The organism is Phenylobacterium sp. GW823-FHT02A09 (assembly GCF_058797775.1).
The window spans coordinates 452,014-466,753 of sequence record NZ_JBXAJZ010000002.1; the positions used below are offsets into that span (position 1 = coordinate 452,014).

Annotated in this window: 14 protein-coding genes; 4 read left to right on the top strand and 10 right to left on the bottom strand. The window is 68.8% G+C overall.

The features are described 5' to 3' along the window. The first annotated feature begins 22 nt into the window (after positions 1–22). The 3 genes from AC1Q87_RS09415 to AC1Q87_RS09425 are packed head-to-tail and all read left to right on the top strand — an operon-like array spanning position 23 to position 2,442. Positions 23–1,174 carry a divergent polysaccharide deacetylase family protein gene (locus AC1Q87_RS09415; RefSeq protein WP_492608693.1) on the top strand — a complete coding sequence of 384 codons (1,152 nt, stop codon included), beginning with the start codon at positions 23–25 and terminating at the stop codon, positions 1,172–1,174. A 10-nt stretch (positions 1,175–1,184) separates the two neighbouring features. Beyond that, on the top strand, positions 1,185–1,676 hold the full coding sequence (locus tag AC1Q87_RS09420) for an RNA pyrophosphohydrolase (protein WP_492608694.1): 492 nt from the start codon (positions 1,185–1,187) through the stop codon (positions 1,674–1,676). A 7-nt stretch (positions 1,677–1,683) separates the two neighbouring features. After that, positions 1,684–2,442, top strand: a complete 759-nt coding sequence (locus AC1Q87_RS09425; protein WP_492608695.1) for an alpha/beta fold hydrolase — start codon at positions 1,684–1,686, stop codon at positions 2,440–2,442. 13 nt (positions 2,443–2,455) lie between these two features. On the opposite strand, the gene AC1Q87_RS09430 is transcribed toward AC1Q87_RS09425, so the two are convergent. The 10 genes from AC1Q87_RS09430 to AC1Q87_RS09475 all read right to left on the bottom strand — a co-directional run bounded on the left by AC1Q87_RS09430 (position 2,456) and on the right by AC1Q87_RS09475 (position 12,589). Further along, positions 2,456–4,387 carry a S9 family peptidase gene (locus AC1Q87_RS09430; protein ID WP_492608696.1) on the bottom strand — a complete coding sequence of 644 codons (1,932 nt, stop codon included), beginning with the start codon at positions 4,385–4,387 and terminating at the stop codon, positions 2,456–2,458. A 169-nt stretch (positions 4,388–4,556) separates the two neighbouring features. Continuing rightward, complete coding sequence (locus tag AC1Q87_RS09435) at positions 4,557–5,201, bottom strand: hypothetical protein (RefSeq protein WP_492608697.1); 645 nt, start codon at positions 5,199–5,201, stop codon at positions 4,557–4,559. Positions 5,202–5,401: 200 nt separating this feature from the next. After that, the gene (locus tag AC1Q87_RS09440; RefSeq protein WP_492608698.1) at positions 5,402–5,668 is read right to left on the bottom strand and encodes an ATP synthase F1 subunit epsilon; all 267 of its coding nucleotides are present in this window, start codon (positions 5,666–5,668) and stop codon (positions 5,402–5,404) included. 5 nt (positions 5,669–5,673) lie between these two features. Beyond that, a complete protein-coding gene (gene atpD, locus AC1Q87_RS09445) occupies positions 5,674–7,266 on the bottom strand; it encodes a F0F1 ATP synthase subunit beta (protein WP_492608699.1) in 1,593 nt (530 codons plus the stop codon). A 19-nt stretch (positions 7,267–7,285) separates the two neighbouring features. Continuing rightward, positions 7,286–8,155: a F0F1 ATP synthase subunit gamma gene (locus AC1Q87_RS09450; RefSeq protein WP_492608700.1), complete on the bottom strand. Its 870-nt coding sequence runs from the start codon at positions 8,153–8,155 to the stop codon at positions 7,286–7,288. 18 nt (positions 8,156–8,173) lie between these two features. After that, a complete protein-coding gene (gene atpA, locus AC1Q87_RS09455) occupies positions 8,174–9,709 on the bottom strand; it encodes a F0F1 ATP synthase subunit alpha (RefSeq protein ID WP_492608701.1) in 1,536 nt (511 codons plus the stop codon). 4 nt (positions 9,710–9,713) lie between these two features. After that, entirely contained in the window at positions 9,714–10,268 is a 555-nt protein-coding gene (locus tag AC1Q87_RS09460) for a F0F1 ATP synthase subunit delta (RefSeq protein WP_492608702.1), read from the bottom strand. A 186-nt stretch (positions 10,269–10,454) separates the two neighbouring features. Beyond that, positions 10,455–10,742, bottom strand: coding sequence for a hypothetical protein (locus AC1Q87_RS09465; protein WP_492608703.1), 288 nt, complete (start codon positions 10,740–10,742; stop codon positions 10,455–10,457). A gap of 163 nt (positions 10,743–10,905) precedes the next feature. Beyond that, the gene (locus tag AC1Q87_RS09470) at positions 10,906–11,247 is read right to left on the bottom strand and encodes a DUF8200 family protein (RefSeq protein ID WP_492608704.1); all 342 of its coding nucleotides are present in this window, start codon (positions 11,245–11,247) and stop codon (positions 10,906–10,908) included. A gap of 337 nt (positions 11,248–11,584) precedes the next feature. Further along, positions 11,585–12,589, bottom strand: coding sequence for a MerR family transcriptional regulator (locus AC1Q87_RS09475; RefSeq protein ID WP_492608705.1), 1,005 nt, complete (start codon positions 12,587–12,589; stop codon positions 11,585–11,587). Between the two features lie 176 nt (positions 12,590–12,765). Here AC1Q87_RS09475 and AC1Q87_RS09480 point away from each other — a divergent pair, with 176 nt between their 5' ends. Continuing rightward, positions 12,766–14,736, top strand: coding sequence for a transglycosylase domain-containing protein (locus tag AC1Q87_RS09480; protein WP_492608706.1), 1,971 nt, complete (start codon positions 12,766–12,768; stop codon positions 14,734–14,736). The last annotated feature ends 4 nt before the right edge of the window (positions 14,737–14,740 follow it).

Genomic DNA, 14,740 nt, shown 5'->3' on the forward strand with positions numbered 1-14,740 from the left:
CGGAACGTTCCGTGATCATGTGATGTTTTCGAAGAAGCACCTCGCCCCTGCGATCGCCGCCCCTGCGCCGGCTCCCCCGCTCTCCGAAACCGCGCTGCGCGCGTTGGCCAATCCCTATGTCGGGGCCAGCGCGGCGGGCGCCGTCTTCCTCCTGGTGCTGCTGACCCTGGTCGCCCTGATCGGCGACCCCAAGGCCAGTTCGCCGGTCGTGCGGCTGTCGCTCGCCAAGATAGGCGGCGAGGCCGCGCCCGACGGCTGGCGCGAGGCCCTGGCCCGCGGCGGCGGACAGCCGAGCGTGACCGAGGACATCTTCCGCCTCTCCGAGACCCCGATCGGCGCCGACGCGGCGATCGGCGAGGCGACCATCACCATGGAGGGCGGCGGCGCTTTCCATGCCGCCGACCCGCTGCCCCAGGCCCCGCTGGCCGGCTTCCATTCGCAGGGCCCCAGCGGCCCGCTGCCGATCATCGCGGCCAACGGCAAGACCCCGGCCGAGGCCTATGCCCGCCCCTTCGCGCCGAACGGCCGCCCCAAGGTGGCGCTGGTGATCGGGGGCCTGGGCCTCAACGCCTCGGCCACCCGCCAGGCCATCGACACCCTGCCGCCGGAGATCACCCTGTCGTTCGTGCCCTATGCCGAGGGCCTGCAGGGCTGGATCGACCTGGCCCGCGCCGCCGGGCACGAAGTGCTGCTGGAGACTCCGATGGAGCCCAGCGATTATCCCGACAACGATCCGGGCCCCTACACTCTGCTGGCCGATTCGCCGGGCTCGGAGACCGTCAAGAAACTGGAGTGGGTGCTGTCGCGCGCCACCGGCTACTTTGGGGTGACCAACTATCTCGGCTCGCGGTTCATGACCTCGGACTCGGGCATGAACGCCTTCCAGACCGCCCTGCGCGGCCGCGGCCTCGTCTTCATCGACGACGGCCAGGCGGCGCGCCGCACCGGCCCGATGCGCGCCTCTGCGGCCCGCATCATCGACGAGCAGCTGTCGGGCCAGGCCATCGACCAGCAACTGCTGGCGATCGAGGCCGGCGCCCTGCAGCACGGCCAGGCGCTGGGCTCGGGCTTCGCCTATCCGGTCACGCTGTCGCAGGTCGCCAAATGGGCTGAATCGGTCGAATCTAGGGGCTATCAGCTGGCTCCGGCTTCCGCTTTGGCCACACGTCGCTAAATGGAATGAGATGACCGACCTGACCGCCTATCGCCCGAACGTGGGAGTGGTGCTTTTCCACCCCGATGGCCGGGTGTGGCTGGGCCGCCGGTTCCAGACCCCTGAGCCGTACAACTGGCAGTTCCCGCAGGGCGGCGTCGACTCCGGCGAGGACCTCTATCTCGCCGCCTGCCGCGAGCTGGCCGAAGAGACGGGCGTCGTCACCACCACCCTGCTCGGCCGCACCGACGGCTGGCTGGCCTATGACTTCCCGCCCGGCCACAACGGCTCGAAGATCGCCAAGGGCTGGAAGGGCCAGCGCCAGGTCTGGTTCGCCCTGCGCTTCGACGGCCAGGAAAGCGAAATCGACCTCAGCGGCGACGGCCACCCCGAGTTCGACGCCTGGCGCTGGGGCAGCCTCGACGAGGCCCCCGGCCTGGTCGTGCCGTTCAAGAAGGCGATCTACGAGACCGTCGTGCGCGCCTTCCACGTCTTCACCGGCCAGCCCGGCCGCGCGGCCTGACCGACCGATGAGCAGCGCTCCGCCGCCGATCGTCATGGTGCATGGCGCCTTCTGCGGCGGCTGGGCGTTCGAGCGCCTGCGCGAGCCCTTCGAGGCCGCCGGCCACTTCGTCCTCGCCCCGGACCTGCGCGGCCACGCCGCCGTCGATCCGCCCCATGCGGTGCTCGGCGTCTCGGTCACCGATTACGCGCGTGACGTCGCGCGGCTCTGCGCCGGGCTCGACGAGGCCCCGATCCTGGTCGGCCACTCGATGGGCGGGCTGGTCTGCGCCCTGGCCGCCAGCCGCACGCCGGTGCGGGCCATGGTGCTGCTGGCCCCGACCGCGCCCTGGGGCGTGGCGGCCTCGTCGATGGAAGAGGCGATCACCGCCTTCGGCCTGCACGCGCTGGGGCCGTTCTGGGCGCAGTCCGTCGCCCCCGACCGCAGCCTGGCGCGGCGCTACAGCCTCGACCGCATGGAGCGCGCCGAGCGCGAGGCGGTCGTCGCCCGCATGCGCCCCGAAAGCGGCCGCGCGCTCTGGGAGACGCTGAACTGGTGGCTCGACCCGTTCATGACCACCAGCGTCGGCCCCCTGCACGTGCCGGCCCTGGTGATCGGCGGCGAGCGGGATGTCGTCCATCCGCCCGCCACCGTCCGCCAGACCGCCGCCCGGCTGGGCGGCGAGTTCATCGAGGCCCCCGGCATGAGCCACTGGCTGGTCGCCGAGCCCGGCTGGCGCGAGATCGCCGAGATCGCCCAGGGCTGGCTCGAGGCCCTCCCGGCCTAAGCGCCCGCGGGGCCTACTTCGTCCCCAGCACCTTCTTCAGGAACACGATCTCGCTGGCGCGCACCGCTTCGGCGTTGGCCTTCTTGGCGACGCCGTGGCCTTCGTCGAGGGCCAGCACGTACCAGACCTCGGTGCCCTGGCCGCGCAGCGTGGCGACCATCTGTTCGGACTCCGACTGCGGCACCCGCGGATCGTTGGCGCCCTGATAGATCATCATCGGCTTCTTCATCTTGGCGCTCATGTTGAGCGGCGAGATCTTGTCGAACACCGCCGCCATCTTCGGATCGCGCTCGTCGCCGTACTCCGCCCGGCGCAGGTCGCGGCGATAGCCCTCGGTGTTGGCCAGGAAGGTCTTCCAGTTGGAAATGCCGTAGAGGTCGATCGCCCCGGCGATGCGGTCGTTGTAGTGGGCCGCGACCGCCAGCGACATGTAGCCGCCGTACGACTGCCCGACGACCGCCACGCGGCCGGCGTCGAGGTCCGGCTGCTTGGCGATCCAGTCGAGCAGCGCGCCGATGTCCTTGACCGAGTCCTCGCGCTTCTCGGCGTTGTCGAGGCCGATATAGGTCTTGCCGTAGCCGCTGGAGCCGCGGACGTTCGGGATGATCACCGCCGCGCCGACCTCGTTGACCCACGACTGGCGGCGCGGGTTGAAGTTCGGCTGCTCCTGGCCCTCCGGACCGCCGTGGATCTGGATGACCACGGGCAGCTTCTCGCCGGGCTTGGCGGCCGGCTTGTAGATGAAGGCCGGGATCGAGCGCTTGTCGAAGGTCGGGTAGCGGAACAGGGTCGGCTCGACCAGCTTGGCCGGATCCAGGCCGCCGAGCTCGCTCTGCGTCCAGCGGACCAGTTTCTGATCGGCCAGGGCGAAGCTCCAGACGTCGCCGGACGAGGTCGAGGTCGAGAGGCTGAAGCCGAGCTGCTTGCCGTCGGGCGAGAAGCCGAGGCCGGTCAGCACGCCCATCGGCAGGGCCGGGGTCGGCAGGGTCTGGCCGCTGGCGACCTCCTTAACGACGATCTTCGAATAGCCTTCCTCGTTGACGAGGTAGGCGATCAGCGCGCCGTCGGGCGACAGGTCGAAGGTCTCGGCCGGCCACTTGGCGCCCGGCTCGAGGTCGCGGACCGCGCCGCTGGCGAGGTCGATCACGACCGGCCGGGCCATGTCGGACTTGTCGTCGGAGAGCGTGATCACGTGGCCGCCGTCCGCAGCGAAGGCGCCGCCGACATAGGCGATCGCACGGCCGGTCGGGCCGACCGGCTTCACCGCCCCGCTGGCGATGTCGAGGACGAACAGCTCGGTCGAGGCGACCGAGTTGTAGCGGCTCAGCAGCAGGCTCTTGCCGTCCGGCGAGAAGTCGAGCACCGCCATCGCGCCCGTGCCCTCGTGGACGACGCGGCGGCCTTCCGGCTGGGCCGGATCGGCCAGCATGATGTCGTAGTTCGGATCGCCCGGGGTCACCTGGCTCCAGGCCGCCAGCTTGCCGTCGCCCGAGAAGGTGAAGTCCGAATTGCGGGTCTTCGGTGCCGTGAGCTGCACCTCGTCGCCGCTCAGGCCCCGCACATAGGCCTGGTAGTACTCGGCCCCGCCGACGTCGCGCGGATAGACGAAGCGGGCCTGGCCCGGCTGCGCCTTGGCGCTGTTCACCGGCTCGGCGAAGAAGGTCAGCTGGGTGCGCGCGGCGCCCGGCGCGGCCACGCGGTGGATCTGGTTCACGTCCCCGAAGCGGGTGGCGATCAGGATCGAGCCGTCGTCCAGCCAGTCCTCGAACACCGCCGAGCGGGCGTTGTAGTAGGGCGCGATCGCGGCCTTCAGCGCCGCCGGGGTCTCAGGCACGTTGTCGTAGACGATCTGGCCGGACTGGCGCTTGGGCAGGTCGGCGGCCGGCGCGGCGGCGGCGCAGGCGAAGGCGAGGACCGTGCCAAGCAGCAGGGCGCGCGTCGTCATCGGGGGAACTCCAAACAGTCGAGGTTTGGCGCGACCCTGGCCGCGCCCGGCGCCGCCCGTCAACGCCCGATCGACGGGCGCCCTGCGGCGGAAACGACAAAGGGCGCGGGATCTGCTCCCACGCCCTTCGCATCGGCTTGGCTGCGCCCTCGGCGGGCGCGGCGAGATCCTAGAACTTGCGTTCCGAGTAGAGCACTTCGCCCAGGTCGCTGTTCTTGCCGGCCGGGGTTCCGTCCGGCTTCTTCAGCTGCAGGAACACCAGGCCGATCGATTCCTTGTCGGTGTAGTATTCCCACGAGTTGGTGATGCGCTTGAAGTCGGTCGCCGGCACGAAGTCGTTCCGCTGCTGGACCAGCTCGGGCTTGTGCAGGAACGAGAAGATGTTCAGGCCGACGATGATCGGCTTCTCGCCGTCGATCGCGTAGCTGAGCGTCAGCCGGCAGACGTCCTTGTTCGAGCCCTGCGGCCAGATGGTCAGCGTGTAGGGCTTCTCGACCAGGGTGCCGACATAGGTCCCCTCGCGCTTGTTCAGCTTGTAGCCGGCCATGCCGCCGGCCAGGGACTTGAAGTCGCCGCCCTTCACGAGCGGTTTGCAGACCCGGTTGATGACGTCGATGATCTGGCCCTCGGCGCCGGTGGTCGGCAGCACGTAGGACTTTTCTTCGGCGGCCGGCGCCGGCGCGGCGGCGGGCGCAGCGGCGGGGGCCGGCTCGGCGGCGGGGGCGGCCGGCGGGGCCGCTTCGGGCGCCGGTTGGGCGTGAGCCGCCGTGGCGAGCCCAGCGAGAGCAATCAGACTGACGAAGGCGGTGCGCATGGCGAGGTCCCTAACTTAAGCGTGCCGCATAACACTCGAAACAGGCGGTCCCTCGCAACCCCTCTAGCGCAGCAATCGGACTGATCGATGGCGATTGCGTCGCCTTGGGACGGCAAAATCGCGTGACCTGCCCGTCAGATACGAAAAGACCCCGGCGCCGTGGGCGTCGGGGTCTCTGATCGTTGGGCTGCGGCCGGCGGTTAGGCGGCCACTTCCGTCGCCTGTTCGGCGAGGATGGTCAGGCCCTCAGGGGTCACGTCGGCGAAACCGCCTTCGATCTCGAAGACCTTCACGGCGCCGCCGCTATAGACCTTCACCTGCCCGACCTTCAGCGTGGTCATGAACGGCGCGTGGTCGGCCAGCACGCCGAAGTCGCCTTCCGTGCCCGGCGCGTCGACCTGGTCGACATCGCCCGAGAACAGTTCGCGCTCGGGCGAGACCAGCGAGAAGTGAAGCTTCCCAGCCATGATCCTTAGGCTTCCGCGGCCAGCTTTTCGGCCTTGACCACCGCGTCTTCGATGGTGCCGACGTTGTAGAAGGCCGCTTCCGGCAGGTGGTCGTATTCACCGTCCACGACCGCCTTGAACGAGCGGATCGTGTCTTCCAGGCTCACGAAGATGCCCGGCATGTTGGTGAACTGCTCGGCCACGTGGAACGGCTGGCTGAGGAACTTCTGGATCTTCCGGGCGCGGGCCACGGTCAGCTTGTCCTCTTCCGACAGCTCGTCCATGCCCAGGATGGCGATGATGTCCTTCAGGGCCTTGTAGGCCTGCAGGGTTTCCTGGACGCGGCGGGCCACGCCGTAGTGTTCGTCGCCGATCACCAGCGGGTCCATGATCCGCGAGGTCGAGTCCAGCGGGTCCACGGCCGGGAAGATGGCCTGGGCCGCGATGTCACGCGACAGAACGGTGGTGGCGTCCAAGTGGGCGAACGAAGCGGCCGGGGCCGGGTCGGTCAGGTCGTCGGCGGGAACGTAGATGGCCTGGACCGAGGTGATCGAACCCTTGGAGGTCGAGGTGATGCGCTCCTGCAGGTTGCCCATCTCGGTGGCCAGGGTGGGCTGATAGCCCACGGCCGACGGGATACGGCCCAGCAGCGCGGACACTTCCGAGCCGGCTTGGGTGAAGCGGAAGATGTTGTCGATGAAGAGGAGCACGTCCTTGCCCTCTTGGTCGCGGAAGTACTCGGCCTGAGCCAGGCCGGTCAGCGCGACCCGGGCGCGGGCGCCGGGGGGCTCGTTCATCTGGCCGTAGACCAGGGTGCAACGGCTCTCGCCGCCGCCGCCCGGCTGGTTCACGTTCGACTCGATCATCTCGTGATAGAGGTCGTTGCCTTCGCGGGTCCGCTCACCAACGCCGGCCAGCACGGAGTAACCACCGTACGCCTTGGCGATGTTGTTGATCAGTTCCTGCATGGTCACGGTCTTGCCCACGCCGGCGCCGCCGAACAGGCCGATCTTGCCGCCCTTGGTGTAGGGGCAGAGCAGGTCGATGACCTTAATGCCGGTGACGAGCACTTCGGCCGCCGTCGACTGCTCGGCGAAGCTCGGGGCTTCCCGGTGGATCGGCGAATAGTGCTGGGTGACGATCGGGCCGGCTTCGTCGATCGGGTCGCCGATGACGTTCATGATGCGGCCCAGGGTCGCCGGGCCGACCGGCACGGTGATGCTGCGGCCGGTGTCGCTCACGGGCTGGCCGCGGGTCAGACCCTCGGTGGTGTCCATGGCGATCGTGCGGACGGTGTTCTCGCCCAGGTGCTGGGCGACTTCCAGCACCAGGCGGAACGGCGCGCCGGTCCGTTGGTCGGTGTTGGTGGTTTCCAGCGCGTTCATGATCGCCGGCAGGTGGCCGTCGAACTCGACGTCGACGACGGCGCCGATGATCTGCGAGATGCGGCCGGTGGCGACGCCGGCGGCGGCGGCGGCCTTCGGAGCGGCGGCCTTCGCGGCGGCGGGAGCCTTCGGAGCAGCGGCCTTCGGCGCGGCCTTGGCGGCGGCGGCCTTCGGCGCGGCGGCCGCCTTCGGGGCGGCGGGCTTCTTGGCGGGAGCCTTGGGGGTCGTAGCCATGGGTTCGGACTCTTTCGGGTTAGAGCGCTTCGGCGCCGGAGATGATCTCGATCAGCTCCTTGGTGATCTGCGCCTGGCGTGAACGGTTATATTGCAGGGTCATGCTGGCGATCATGTCGCCGGCGTTGCGGGTGGCGTTGTCCATCGCCGTCATCTGGGCGGCGTAGAACCCGGCCTGGTTCTCGAGCATCGCCGACAGCACCTGAACGGTCAGGTTCCGCGGCAGCAGGGTTTCGAGGATTTCCTCTTCGCCCGGCTCGTACTCGTAGGCCGCGCCCTTCAGATCGACGGTCGCGCCGCCGTCCTGCACCTGGGCCGGGATCAGCTGGCTCAGGGTCGGAACCTGCGAGACCACCGACTTGAAGCGGCTGAACGCCAGGGTGACGACGTCGATTTCGCCGGCTTCGAACAGCTCGGTGATCTTGTCGGCCACCGGCTGGGCGGTCGCCATCGACGGAACCCCGGCCTCGAAGGAGGCCACGATCTTGTCGCCGTACTGACGCTTCAGCTGGTCACGGGCCTTCTTGCCGACGACGAGGATTTTGACGTCCTTGCCCTGGCCGATCAGCTCGTTGATCTTCTCGCGCGCCGCGCGAATGATCGAGGTGTTGAAGCCGCCGGCCATGCCGCGGTCCGAGGACGTCACGACCACCAGATGGCGGTCGCTGCGGCCCGTGCCGACCAGCAGCTTGGGGGCGGCGTCGCCCGACACCCCGGCCGCCAGGTTCGCAATGACCGAGGCCATGCGCTGGGCGTACGGGCGGGCGTTTTGCGCAGCGTCCTGCGAGCGGCGAAGTTTCGCCGCCGCAACCATCTGCATCGCCTTCGTGATCTTCTGCGTGGCTTTCACGCTTCCGATCCGATTGCGCATCTCCTTGAGGCTGGCCATCTCCTAGGGCTCCGCTGCTTACGCGAAGCTCTTGGTGAAGGCTTCGAGAGCTTCCTTCAGCTTGGCCTCAGTGTCCGCCTTCAGCTCCTTGCTGGTGCGGATGGTGTCCAGGATGTCCTGGTGCTTGGCGTGCAGGCGGCCCAGCAGTTCGGCTTCGTAGCGGCCGACATCGGCGGTCGCGATGCCGTCCAGGTAGCCGCGGGTGCCGGCGTAGATCACCGCCACCTGCTCTTCGACCTTCAGCGGCGAGTATTGCGGCTGCTTCAGCAGCTCGGTCAGGCGTTCACCGCGGGCCAGCTGGCGCTGGGTGGTGACGTCGAGGTCCGAACCGAACTTCGCGAAGGCGGCCATTTCCCGATACTGGGCCAGTTCGCCCTTAATCGGACCCGAGGCTTGCTTCATCGCCTTGATCTGGGCCGAGGAGCCCACGCGGCTGACGGAGATGCCGACGTTCACGGCCGGGCGGATGCCCTGGAAGAACAGGTCGGTTTCGAGGAAGATCTGGCCGTCGGTGATCGAGATCACGTTGGTCGGGATGTAGGCCGACACGTCGTTGGCCTGGGTTTCGATGACCGGCAGAGCGGTCAGCGAGCCCGAACCGTTGTCTTCGTTCAGCTTCGCGGCGCGCTCCAGCAGGCGGCTATGCAGATAGAAGACGTCGCCCGGATAGGCTTCGCGGCCCGGCGGACGGCGCAGCAGCAGCGACATTTGACGATAGGCGACGGCCTGCTTGGAAAGGTCGTCGTAGATGATGACGGCGTGCATGCCGTTGTCGCGGAACCACTCGCCCATGGCGCAACCGGCGAACGGAGCCAGGAACTGCAGCGGGGCCGGTTCCGAGGCGGTCGCCGAAACGACGATGGTGTAGTCCAGGGCGCCGCGCTCTTCGAGCGTCTTGACGATCTGGGCGACGGTCGAACGCTTCTGGCCGATGGCGACGTAGATGCAGAAGAGCTTGGCGCTCTCGTCGTCGCCGGCGTTGACCGACTTCTGGTTCAGGATGGTGTCGACGGCGACGGCGGTCTTGCCGGTCTGACGGTCGCCGATGATCAGTTCGCGCTGGCCGCGGCCGACCGGGATCAGCGAGTCGATGGCCTTCAGGCCGGTCTGCACCGGCTCGTGCACCGACTTACGCGGGATGATGCCCGGCGCCTTCACGTCCACGCGGCGACGCTCGGCCACGTTCTGGATCGGGCCCTTGCCGTCGATCGGCTCGCCCAGCGGGTTCACGACGCGGCCCAGCAGGCCCTTGCCGACCGGCACGTCCACGATTTCGGCCAGACGGCGGACTTCGTCGCCCTCGGCGATCGCGCGGTCTTCGCCGAAGATAACGACGCCGACGTTGTCCTTTTCCAGGTTCAGGGCCATGCCCTTCACGCCGGCCTTGGGGAACTCGACCATTTCGCCCGACTGGACGTTGTCGAGGCCGAAGACGCGGGCGATGCCGTCACCGACGGACAGAACCGAACCGACGTCCGAGACGTCGGCTTCTTCGCCGAAATTGGCGATCTGCGACTTGAGGATGGCCGAAATTTCGGCGGCGCGGATGTCCATGGGCTTACGCTCTCTTCAGGGCGAACTTGAGGGAGTCGAGCTTCGAACGCAGCGAAGCATCGAACAGACGGGAACCGACCTGCACCTTGATCCCGCCCAGAAGGGCCGGATCAACGCGGGTCTCGATTTCGGGGTCCTTGCCGAGCGCGGTTCGCAACGCGGCGGCGACACCCTTGGATTGGGCTGCAGTAAGCGGCATGGCCGTGGTCACCTGGGCCGAGATCGCGCCGCGCGCGTCCGCCGCCAGGGCCTCGAAGGCCGTGATCACTGAGGGAAGCACCGAGGCGCGGCCGTTGGCGGCCAGCAGCCCCAGGAACTTCCTGGTTGTGGGATTGAGCTTCGCCTTTGCGCCAAGGGAGGCCAACGCCTTGCCCTTGTCGTCGGCGCTGAACGCCGGCGAAGCCAGCAAGGTCCGCAGATCCTTGCTGTCGGCGCTCATCTTTTTCAGCGCCTTGAGGTCGGCCTCGACGGCCGCCAATTTCTTCTCATCGTTCGCGAGATCGAACAGGGCTTGAGCATATCTGCTGCCCACATTCGAAGCCTTGGAATCGTCCGCCACTTATTTTGTCCGCCCGGTGCGCGCAAAAGGCCGCGGCGAAGAAATCTCCACTGCGACCCTAAAGGCTTGAAAGCGCTTGGAAAAGCACATTGGCCATCGAGACTGGAAAAGCCCCTGGCCCGAAGCCGCGCGCCTGATAGCACGCGATTTTCAGCGTCGCAACCAAACCAGCCGCGACACCTTGTATTATCTGGCGTTGAACCTACGAAATACCGCCGCCCCCGTGGCCAGCACTGCGCCGTCCTGGGCGAGCACGCGGCCATAGGCGAACACCAGCGTGCGGGTGGCCCGCTCGACGCCGGCCTCCACGTTCACCGCTGCGCCCGGCGCGGCGGCTACTCCATAATCGATGGTCAGCGAAACGGGCTCTGCGCCCTCGCCGGCGACCTGGGCCAGGGCCGGCTCGAGCAGGCTGGCGGCCGGGGCCGGGCCAGCGGGAAATTCAGTCTCTATGGAAATGGGGTCTTGGGTCATCGCGGCGGGTTCATAAGCGTCGCTGGCGCCGCGGCCAAGCCGGTGCGCCGCCCTATACATAGAAAGACGGGCGCCGGAGGGCCCGGCGCCCGAGTTACAGGCTCGACTAGACTAGCGGCTGGGAGGCGCGCCTAGATTTGCGCGAACCTGGATCCTTCAGCCTTTAGCGGTTGGCCACTTGCTGGGCCGGCAGGGCAGCGGTGTTGCACTGCTCGAGCTTGGCCGCTTCCAGCTGCTTGCGCGCGCCGCCGAACGAGGCGACCGCACCGACGTTCTTGGCCACTTCCTTACAGGTCGCCGCGCCGTAGGTGCGCGAGGACGGAGCCGCCGCCGTGCAGGTGTCGCCTTCGCAGGTGAAGACGGCGCCGCCGGCGATGAACTTGGTCTTTTCCGCGACCGGGGCCTGCAGTTTGGCGGTGATCGGATCGTCAGCCAGGGCCGCGCCAGCGGCGAAGGAGACGGACATCATGGCGGCGCAGGCGGCCGCGAGCGTACGGAGCTTCATCGAAAGCCCTCCAGCGTTCGGGGAGAATGTGCGAGTCCGGTTCAGGGGACACGGCTCGGACCAATCCGGGGATCACAACCGGTATCCCCACCGGCTGTGCGAGTTGAACTAAGCATCGCTAAGATAACGGTGTTAAGATCATCAGCAACCGCTTTTTTCGCAACGCGGTTATGCGAAAATGATGGGATTGCGAACCGATAGCAGCGTTCCCATGTAGGCGGGGTCGCCTTCCGCGAGCGCCGGGGCCGCGTTTGCACGCTCTCCTTTCGCCCCGATTGCGCCACGCGCCGCCGCCCCGATCAAACGATGCTTTCGCCGGATGCTTCGTGAGCTCGGCTCACGACGCCGGGCGCGCCGCCTCCGGTCGCCAGGCGATCATCCCGTGGGTGCGGGCCCGCACCTGCGGCGGCGCCAGGCACATGGCCAGGGCTTCGTAGCCGGCCGCGCCGGGGCGCAGCGCCACACCGATCGGCGGGCTGTGGTTGGCCGGGCAGTAGATCGCCGCCTCTTCAGGCCCGGCCGCGGCCAGGTCGAGGATCGCGTCCGACCTGGTCATCAGCACCAGCGGCCGCGCCGGGCGCCCGCGTCGCCGCAGGCGCGCGATGAGCGCGGCCTGGGTCGCCTCGTCCAGCCCGTCCTCGACCATGTCGACCACCAGCGCTCCGTCGCCCTCCGCCTCCAGTTCGGCCAGCAACGACAGCAGCGCCGGGCTGCGCGTCGCACCATCCTCGACGAGCCAGGCCGCGGCGGCCTCGATGCGCGCGTCCGGAGCGACCTGGATCTCCAAGCGCTCGAGCCCGACGAAGCGCGCGCCCGGCAGTTCCTGCGCGAGCCGCATCGCCAGCCGGGTCTTGCCGCTGCCGAGCGGCCCGACCAGGTAGGTCAGCGGCGCAAGCTCACCCAGCTCGAAGCGCTCGCCGCCCCACGGCCAGGGCAGGTCGAAGGCGACCGCCGGGGCCGCCAGCAGCGCCGCGAGCTCGGCCGCGCTCGGCGCCGCGCCGGCGGCGAGCTGCGCGCGCATCCGCCCCACCCGCTCGATGGTCAGCGCCAGGCTCCTCCCCTGCGCTTCCAACGCCGCCTGATGCGCGGCCAGCGCCGGCTCCAGCACGCTGGCGTCGCCGCCGAGCACCCGCTCGACCTGGGCGAGGCTGAGCCCCAGCGCCCGCAGGGTCGCGATCTCCCCGCCCCGCGCCAGCTGCTCGGGGCCGTAGGCGCGCCAGCCGGCCGCGGTCCGCAGCGGCGCGATCAGGCCGCGCGCCTCATAGACCCGCAACGCCTTGGCCGAGACCCCCAGCCGCCGCGCGGCCTGCGAAGCACTCAGGAACTGAACGGAACCGGTCACGAATCACCTCGCTGCGCTGTCGACCGACGCATTGAGGGGAGCGGCCCCAGGGGCCGGGTCAAGCGGATGCTACAGCCGAGCTTGTTCATCGCTCGTCAATCATGTCGCGCGTTTGGTGCGCATCAGCTATCTAGCCGCCTCGGGGCGGGTATTCGGCGAACTCTTTAGGACGACACATGGCCAAGTCAGGACCGGGCCCTCGCCGGCCGGCCCAGCGTACCCCGTTGCAGGCGCTCCTCTACTGGACCGCCGTGCTTGGCGTGTGGGGGCTGATCTTCGTCGTCGCCTTCTTCGCGGTGTTCGCGGTCGACCTGCCCGACACCTCCAAGCTCAACGACGTCACGCGCGCGCCGTCGGTCTCCTATCTCGACCAGTCGGGCGCGCTCGTCGCCGTGCGCGGCAGCCAGAACACCCCGCCGGTCGATCTCGATTCGTTGCCGGACTATGTGCCGAAGGCGTTCATCGCCATCGAGGACCGCTGGTTCTACTGGCACCCCGGGTTCAACCCGTGGGGCATCGTACGCTCGCAGATCTACAACATGCAGAACAAGGGCGGGCCGCTGCGCGGCGGCTCGACCATCACCCAGCAGCTGGCGCGCAACCTGTTCCTGACGCCCAGCCAGAACTATCGGCGCAAGGCCCAGGAGCTGATCCTGGCCATGTGGCTGGAGGCCAAGTTCTCCAAGAAGGAGATCCTCTCCCTCTATCTGAACCGGGTCTATTTCGGCGGCGGCGCCTATGGCATCGAAGCGGCCTCGCAGCGCTATTTCGGCAAGCCCGCCTCGCAGCTGACCCTTGGCGAAAGCGCCCTGCTGGCCGGCATGATGAAGGGCCCCAGCCGCTACTCGCCGGTCTCGGCCACCGATCGCGCCGAGCGCCGCGCCACCATCGTGCTGGACGAGATGGTCCGCACCGGCGCCATCACCCCAGCCGAGCGCGACGCCGCCTTCAAGACCCCGGTGCGGGTCAACCCGACGCTGGCCAACCAGCGGGCGCAGTACTTCACCGACTGGGTCGACGATCAGGTCCGCAGCCTGGTCGGCGAGCCGACCGAGGACCTGGTGGTCGAGACCACCCTCGACCTGCCGATCCAGACCGCCGCCGAGCAGGCGATCCGCAAGGGGGTCGAGGCGGGCAAGAGCCAGGGCATCGGCCAGGGGGCGCTGGTCGCCATCGACGGCGAGGGCCGCATCCGGGCCTATGTCGGCGGAGCCAACTACACCGACAGCCAGTTCGACCGCGCCACCACCGCCCGCCGCCAGGCGGGCTCTGCGTTCAAGCCGTTCGTCTATCTGGCGGCGATGGAAGCCGGCCGCACCCCGGCCGACATGGTGGTCGACGAGCCGATCAAGATCGGCAATTGGGCGCCGCGCAACTACACCAACGACTTTCGCGGGCCGATGACGCTGCAGACGGCGTTGGCCCAGTCGATCAACACCGTCGCCGCGCGGCTGGCCAACGAGGTCGGAACCGGCAACGTCGCGGCCGCCGCCCGCCGGCTCGGCATCAATTCGCACATCCAGCTCGATCCCTCGATGGCGCTCGGCGCGGTCGAGGTCAGCCCGATGGAGATGGCCCAGGCCTATGCCCCGTTCGCCAACGGCGGGTTCCTGGCCAAGGGCTACGGAATCCAGCGGATACGCACCGCCAGCGGCAAGATCCTCTACGACCACAGCGTCGAGAAGACCGCCCGCACCCAGGTGATCGGCACGCCGGCTTTGCAGTACATGAACCAGATGATGCGCCAGGTGGTGGCCGGCGGCACCGGAACCCGCGCCAAGGTTCCCGGCTACGACCTGGCCGGCAAGACCGGCACCACCAGCGACTACCGCGACGCCTGGTTCGTCGGCTACACCGGCGGCTTCGTCGCCGCCGTCTGGGTCGGCAAGGACGACAACAAGCCGATGAAGCGGGTCAGCGGCGGCGGCGCCCCGGCCGGCATCTGGCGCGACTTCATGGGCCAGGCCCTGCCGCGGCTGAAGGTCCAGGCCATTCCGGGCGGGACCTACGAGCCGCCGGCGCCCAGCGATCCGATCGGCGACCTGGTCGACGGCATCGCCGACGCCATCGGGGTCGGCGGCCAGCCCGCGGCCCAGCCTCAAGCTCCGCAGCAGAAGACCGCGCCGACCGACGACATCCCGTTTTAGGCGC

Coding starts and splice junctions, on each gene's coding strand:
- AC1Q87_RS09450 (WP_492608700.1), bottom strand. CDS start 8,155: ATGGCCAGCCTCAAGGAGATGCGCAATCGGATCGGAAGCGTGAAAGCC.
- atpA (WP_492608701.1), bottom strand. CDS start 9,709: ATGGACATCCGCGCCGCCGAAATTTCGGCCATCCTCAAGTCGCAGATC.
- AC1Q87_RS09415 (WP_492608693.1), top strand. CDS start 23: ATGTTTTCGAAGAAGCACCTCGCCCCTGCGATCGCCGCCCCTGCGCCG.
- atpD (WP_492608699.1), bottom strand. CDS start 7,266: ATGGCTACGACCCCCAAGGCTCCCGCCAAGAAGCCCGCCGCCCCGAAG.
- AC1Q87_RS09440 (WP_492608698.1), bottom strand. CDS start 5,668: ATGGCTGGGAAGCTTCACTTCTCGCTGGTCTCGCCCGAGCGCGAACTG.
- AC1Q87_RS09465 (WP_492608703.1), bottom strand. CDS start 10,742: ATGACCCAAGACCCCATTTCCATAGAGACTGAATTTCCCGCTGGCCCG.
- AC1Q87_RS09430 (WP_492608696.1), bottom strand. CDS start 4,387: ATGACGACGCGCGCCCTGCTGCTTGGCACGGTCCTCGCCTTCGCCTGC.
- AC1Q87_RS09420 (WP_492608694.1), top strand. CDS start 1,185: ATGACCGACCTGACCGCCTATCGCCCGAACGTGGGAGTGGTGCTTTTC.
- AC1Q87_RS09480 (WP_492608706.1), top strand. CDS start 12,766: ATGGCCAAGTCAGGACCGGGCCCTCGCCGGCCGGCCCAGCGTACCCCG.
- AC1Q87_RS09425 (WP_492608695.1), top strand. CDS start 1,684: ATGAGCAGCGCTCCGCCGCCGATCGTCATGGTGCATGGCGCCTTCTGC.
- AC1Q87_RS09435 (WP_492608697.1), bottom strand. CDS start 5,201: ATGCGCACCGCCTTCGTCAGTCTGATTGCTCTCGCTGGGCTCGCCACG.
- AC1Q87_RS09470 (WP_492608704.1), bottom strand. CDS start 11,247: ATGAAGCTCCGTACGCTCGCGGCCGCCTGCGCCGCCATGATGTCCGTC.